We start from the raw sequence: 3,905 nt of genomic DNA on the forward strand, positions 1-3,905 counted from the left end.
GAGCTTGTTTAAATACATGGATTAACGATTGCCCCGCTTCTACATGCAGATGTTCTTTTCCTTCAGGAGCTCCAAACGCATTCACTACTGCGTCGAAACCTTCAATATCGTTTGCCGTAATATCAAAGATGTCCTTTTCCAATGTACGAACATCCCGTTCTTCTACTTTGCCCGCATCACGTACGATTGCCGTTACATCATGCCCGCGATTTAAAGCCTCTTTCACGATAAAACTTCCTGCTTTTCCTGTAGCACCTACGACTCCAATTTTCATTTTATAACCTCCAGTAAAATTCTCTATATTTAGGTAATAGCCTTTTTTTKCTATGCTAAAACACTGCGAAATGATTTAAGCAAGATAGAGAACGAATAAAGAGGCTGAAGCGAAAGTTTTTTAGTTGAAGGAAGATCCGAACGTAGGTTATATATATGTAGGTRCTTCTAGCGTTTGATTGAAGGGCAAGGCTCACCGGCCGCCCGCGGAAAGCGAAGCCYTGCATGGAAATCACCCGCGGTGTATAAACGATCCATACTGGTCCCTTTATCCATTTGTTCGACTTTAGACTAATTTAGTTATGCCTTAATCTCTTTGACAAAAAATAAATAAGTGCTTATTCAATTTCAATAAATAACACGTGAGCCATAGAATGAATTGATTTAATCAATTCTACTTTATTCCCTTTCTTTTTTGCTTTTCCTTTTATTTCAACAAAATAAAACAGTTCACCTTGATGATGGTCTCGGTGGATTTCATAGGATGAAATCATAATATTTTCCCTTTCAATCTTATCAAGGAGCTCATAAATATCCTCTTGATTCGCTGCACGAAACTTAATTAAAAGGGAATGAGTAGAAAGAGATGTAAACATCACGTTCAATATTTCTAAGCCAATCAGCACCAATATAGTTGCACTAATGCCGACTGTATACATACCCGCCCCAATGGTTAAACCAATTCCCGACGTTGCCCATACGCCTGCGGCTGTTGTGAGCCCTCTAATATGCTGCTTTTGAATAATAATCATACCTGCTCCTAAAAAACCAATACCGCTTACTACTTGTGCTGCAACCCGGCTCGGATCAAGGGCCATATGATCTTGATGAAGCACATCTGAAAAGCCATATTTCGAAATTAGCATAATCAGCGTGCTACCGACAGCAACTAAAAAATGAGTGCGAAAGCCCGCTTCTTTTGCTCTAAATTCTCTTTCTAATCCAACCAAAGCTCCTAACAGACCTGATAGGGCGAGACGACTAATAAAAGCTGCGGTCATTTCCCCCCCCTCCTTTCTCTTAATCTTCATTTTTTCATAAACGCACCTATTAACTATTTCTATTTTCGTTATAATTTACTATAACTTTTTTTTGAAGTGGAGGCTAATCAAAGTGGATAAAGTTATCGATTATTACAGCAGATTTGATGAGTGGTGAAGATTAGAACGCGGGCCTATTGAGTTTCAAGTAAACTGGCATTTTATCAAAAAGCGAAAACACTAATAATCACCTCTATTTATCATAGGATAAATAGAGGTGATTATTAATGAACCGTTTATTAAAATGGAGTACAAGCATTTTGTTACTTTTGATGTGCTACTTTTTGATTCTCCCTCCCTCTTATGCAAGCGGTGACTCTTACTCTTCCTATGCAGAACTGCAGCAGCAGGAGATTCTCCATCAAGACTATGATATTCGCTACGAACAGCGCTTTAGCTACCTATCCATTATGGCCATTCACGGCGGAGGAATTGAACCGGGCACATCAGAAGTCGCCAAAGAACTCGCCGATCGCTTTTCCGCTTCTTATTATTTATTCGAAGGCATCAAGTCCACTAACAACGGAGTTCTGCACATAACCTCAGAAAACTTTGACGAACCGATTGCTAGAGAAATGGCTCAGCAAAGTATGTCCGTCATGACGATTCACGGCTATAGCGGTAGTCAGCCTATCGTATATGTAGGCGGAAAAAATCAGCTTTATAAAGAGCTGGTAAAGCAATCGCTGCGCAAACACGGCTTTACAGTCCGTGACGCCCCTTCTGACATTGCTGGAACAAGCGAACAAAATATTGTGAATGATAATCTGCTAAAAGCTGGAGTACAGCTTGAACTGACGGCCGAACTAAGAAAATCATTTTTCGCAAACCACGACTGGTCGAGAAACAACCGCATGAATGTAACGCCGCTTTTCCATACATTTGTATCTTCCTTACAAGAAGCATCTTCTTCCTATCAAACTTTCCTTTACTTTCAAGTTCACTAACTTATCAACTCCTGCCTGTTCCTTGATTTCCAAACAAAAAAGCCAGCGCAGTCTGTATAATCAAACGCGCTGGTTCTTATCTATTTCTCTCGCTAAAATAGACCGTTTAAAGTCTTTTTGTTTAAAGAACTTTTTAATTTCACTTCTTATTGGACGAACCAAGCTTTAAACAGCGAATCTATGCCCGTTTTTATCTCTTCGTCAGATAGTCCGGCAAATCCAAGCAATACATAAGGCGTGTTGTTGCCACCGGCACTATGATAATAAATAGACGTTGGATAAATTGATACCCCTTGCTTGGCAGCTGCTTCAATTAGTTTCTGTTCATTCATTCCGTTTTTTACCTTAAGAAGAATATGCAACCCAGAATGTTCTCCAATAACATCTACACGTTCTCCCATAGTAGTAGTCAAGCAATCTAGCAGCAGGGCTTGTTTCTTGCGGTATGCTGTTCTCATTTTATTCAAGTGACGTTCCCAGTGCCCTTCTTTCATAAACAGAAAAAGCGTATGCTGATGAAGTCTTGAAACAGGCTGTTTAAAAAGTTCACAGTGCTTTACATAGCTTGGACGAAGCCGGTGTGGCAGCACGGCATAGCTTATTCGAAGAGAAGGCATCAAAGACTTTGAAAACGTTCCCGTATAAATAACGCGGTCGTCTTGATCTAATCCTTGAAGTGCGGKAATGGGTTTTCCTTTATAGCGAAATTCCCCGTCATAGTCATCTTCTATAATATAGCCATTCGTTTCTGCCGCCCACTCTAGTAGTTCAAGTCTTCTTGCTATCGGCATGACCATACCAATGGGAAATTGATGAGACGGCGTAATGTATACGGCATCCGCTCCGCTTTCTTTCAGTTCCTTCACTTTCAAGCCAGAATCATCAAGAGAAACAGGGATCACCGACATACCTTGCTTTTGAAAAACGTGCCTCGTCCGGTGAAAACCCGGATTTTCAAACCCAATTATTTTTTCTTTCCCCAACGTGACAGAAAGCAGCCACATAAGATACTGCGTACCTGCACCTATCACAATTTGCTCCGCTGTGCAGCGCACTCCTCTTGAGTGGTAAAGGTATGCTGCAATTTCTTGGCGAAGAAGCAGTTCTCCCTGTGGATGTCCGCTGTAAAAAAGCTGGCTTTCACCATGATAAATAGCTTGCACCGTTAGTTTTTTCCACGTATTATACGGAAATTTCTCCACATCTATCTTTCCGTGGCTAAAATCAATAGCAGTCGATTTCCGTTCTTCTTGCGGGAAAGAGACATAGGCGGGAGGCTGTTTTTGAAGCACGACTTCATTTTTTATCTCTTTTACAAATGCTCCTTTCCTGGCTAGTATCTCGATATAGCCTTCAGCTTCTAACTGTACATAAGCTGCTTCAACCGTATTTTGGCTAATGCTTAAATGAAGAGCTAGCTTTCGTTTGGAAGGCAGTTTTTCATGAGGCGGAATGGTACCTTTTTGAATTTGTTTTTTTATGTAGATATAAAGCTGCATGTACAAGGGATCTGTTTTTCTTTTATCAAGCAAAGGCATTAACTCTAACATGGTGTTCGTTCCTTTCTAACTGATACTATTAAAATTACCGTTTCTGACACTTACTCTCCATTCAGTTTCTTTATAAACTGGACTATATCTTATCC

General features: G+C 40.3%; 4 protein-coding genes. 1 reads left to right on the forward strand and 3 read right to left on the reverse strand.

Annotated elements, in window-relative coordinates:
• Together AC1DRF_RS18855 and AC1DRF_RS18860 are read right to left on the reverse strand one after the other, a co-directional pair.
• A partial coding sequence (locus tag AC1DRF_RS18855; RefSeq protein ID WP_477741391.1) for an NAD(P)-dependent oxidoreductase occupies nucleotides 1–274 on the reverse strand: 274 nt, incomplete at its 3' end.
• Nucleotides 275–611: 337 nt separating this feature from the next.
• Nucleotides 612–1,274 (reverse strand): MgtC/SapB family protein, encoded by a 663-nt coding sequence (locus AC1DRF_RS18860; RefSeq protein ID WP_162214861.1) that lies wholly within the window; start codon nucleotides 1,272–1,274, stop codon nucleotides 612–614.
• A 266-nt stretch (nucleotides 1,275–1,540) separates the two neighbouring features.
• On the opposite strand from AC1DRF_RS18860, the gene AC1DRF_RS18865 reads away from it, so the two are divergent.
• Nucleotides 1,541–2,260, forward strand: a complete 720-nt coding sequence (locus AC1DRF_RS18865) for a poly-gamma-glutamate hydrolase family protein (RefSeq protein ID WP_340446824.1) — start codon at nucleotides 1,541–1,543, stop codon at nucleotides 2,258–2,260.
• A 146-nt stretch (nucleotides 2,261–2,406) separates the two neighbouring features.
• On the opposite strand, the gene pdxR is transcribed toward AC1DRF_RS18865, so the two are convergent.
• Entirely contained in the window at nucleotides 2,407–3,810 is a 1,404-nt protein-coding gene (gene pdxR / locus AC1DRF_RS18870) for a MocR-like pyridoxine biosynthesis transcription factor PdxR (RefSeq protein ID WP_477741392.1), read from the reverse strand.
• Nucleotides 3,811–3,905 lie beyond the last annotated feature (95 nt).

The sequence above is a fragment of the Priestia sp. P5_B4 genome (assembly GCF_056400385.1).

Excerpts from the sequence above, each read along its gene's own strand:
- AC1DRF_RS18860 (WP_162214861.1), bottom strand. The coding sequence starts at position 1,274 with ATGACCGCAGCTTTTATTAGTCGTCTCGCCCTATCAGGTCTGTTAGGA.
- AC1DRF_RS18865 (WP_340446824.1), top strand. The coding sequence starts at position 1,541 with ATGAACCGTTTATTAAAATGGAGTACAAGCATTTTGTTACTTTTGATG.